Below are 267 nucleotides of genomic sequence, written 5' to 3'. Positions count from 1 at the left end.
CCAGTAATCCGGCTTCTTCCACTGCGTAGTCCCGGGCGGCGGTGGACATGGTTTTGGCGGTGGCTTGTCCCCAACTCATCAGGCCCCGCAGGCCTGCGCCGATCTGGTGGGCTATCAGGCCTCCGGTGGCCGGGCTGATCATGGCTTCCCAGTCGATATCGAGTTGATCCATCAGGCGGCTGAGTGCCATGGCCAGTTCGGTGTCACCTTCGATGGCGACAGCGCCTGACATCAGTACACTGGCCTTGTTGTTGGCACGGGCAAGGC

General features: G+C 62.5%; 1 protein-coding gene. It reads right to left on the bottom strand.

From position 1 onward, the window contains the following. Positions 1–267 (bottom strand): SCP2 sterol-binding domain-containing protein (locus Q4563_RS20225; RefSeq protein ID WP_336623066.1); only part of this gene is annotated, 267 nt, incomplete at both ends.

It is taken from the genome of Gilvimarinus sp. 1_MG-2023 (genome assembly GCF_030548285.1).
This window is presented reverse-complemented; position numbering and strand designations above follow the sequence as displayed.